The 1,793-nt window shown below is 47.5% G+C and carries 1 protein-coding gene; it reads left to right on the top strand.

The genetic code is table 11. The features are described 5' to 3' along the window. Positions 1–249: 249 nt before the first annotated feature. On the top strand, positions 250–1,793 hold a 1,544-nt coding region (locus EHQ59_RS00005; protein WP_135617136.1), incomplete at its 3' end, for a sensor domain-containing diguanylate cyclase.

The following is a 1,793-nucleotide window of genomic DNA, read 5'->3' as shown; positions in this document are numbered from 1 at the left end:
CCCCCCCCGCCCCCCCCCCCCCCCCCCCCACCCCCCCCCCCACCCCCCCCCCCCCCCGCTTCTTTCGACACGTCGCCCCTCTACACAGCCATCAACTTATCATCTTCGTGACGTCATTCTTCGAAGTCCGTTTTGTACCTTCTTAAAATATAGAATCATACAAGCCAAACAGTCTAAAATTAAATAAACATTTGCGTAGAATCAATTTCCTGCTGATTCTGCACTCGGATAATACGAGCGATTCTAAGCATGAACGTACATCAGAGCGAAAAGAGAATTCAACGAAAAACGATTCTTATGGTTTTGACGATCACCCCCGTTTTAATCATAGGCACGTTTATTTACGAAGCGAAAAAGAAACAGGAAGAAATTCATCGAGTCGTTTGGATGCGAGCGAAAGTGACGCAGGATTACATTCGCAGAGTCAGCAATCAAACCAGGGCTTTGGGTTTGTCGATTTCAAACGCTATGATTTATGATTCGGATGAAATTTCGAGCGCATCGTCTCTTCGGAAGTTTCGTAACTTTCCGAGTTTGAAATTGTTCGGAATTGAAAATCGCGATGCAAAGAATTCTCCCGCGCCCGTAGCGGAATTTTCACAGACAGCCAGGGTGCCTCAGTATTCCAAACAGATCACACCCTTTCTTTTAAAAGAAGCGGAAGCCGCTTTGAGTTTGAGAGGACAATTCGATACGCTTGTCGAAAAACAAAGTGAAATCATCTGGGCTTATTATTTATCCGCGCAAGGATTTATGTATTACGCGCCGAAGGGTACTGTTTACAAGGACGTATTCAACGACGGCTTGTATCAAAGGCCGTTTTGGGTGCAGGCGAACCCCGAGGCCAATCCGGATCGCAGACAAGTCATCACCGGATTATACAACGATATCATCGATCAAGGTTTGATGATCACCGTCTCCGAGCCCGTGTATTTTCGGGATCGTTTTCTCGGGGTCGCTTCGATCGACATAGGATTGGACGCGATGCGGAGAATTTTGGAAGTGGGGGATTGTATCGGAGAAAGTATTCTGATCGACGAAAACAATCGGATCATTGCAAAGGTGGCGCCGATCGATTTGAACGAGTCGTTGATTGAAGTTCCGAACGGTCCTTCGGAAAAATTTTTTCTGCAGAGCGGAAATTACTGGGTCTTCTTTGATATCAAAGAAGGCGATGTCCGTTTAATACATAGGATTTCCGCGATCTGGTTTTTACTCTCCATCGTAACGGGTTTGTTGCCGTTCTGGGGACTTGTCTGCGCGCTCGGAATCGTACTCATTCTTTATATAAAGTTGAAATCCTCGATGGAACAGGTTTCACAACTGATTCATACCGATCCGTTGACGGGAATTGCGAACCGCCGCGGTTTTTTAAAGCTGACGCAAAAGGCGCTCGCGATCAGCAACCGTCACGGACAAAAATGGACCATTTTGATGATCGACATCGATCACTTTAAACAAGTGAACGATCAATTCGGACACGATACGGGAGATCGAATTCTCGTCAAAGTCGCGCAAGTGCTCGGAACCTGCATTCGACAGAGCGACGCGCTTTGTCGTTGGGGCGGAGAAGAATTCGCCGTGTTTTTGTTCGGAGCCAATCCGGAAGATTCCGTGAATATCGCCGAACATCTCCGCAAGGAAGTCGAAAACAAAGTCTTTCTACAAGACGGAAAAGCCGTAACGCTGAGCATCGGCATTTCGGAAGGAAGGGGAGGTAGAAGCGGCTTGGAGGAAGCGTTTACGCACGCCGACCAAGCGTTGTATCAAGCCAAAACATCCGGAAGAAATCG

This window comes from Leptospira kemamanensis (assembly GCF_004769665.1).
Lineage (GTDB): Bacteria > Spirochaetota > Leptospiria > Leptospirales > Leptospiraceae > Leptospira_A > Leptospira_A kemamanensis.
Note: the sequence above shows the minus strand (reverse complement) of the source record. Positions and strands in the feature narration are given on the sequence as shown.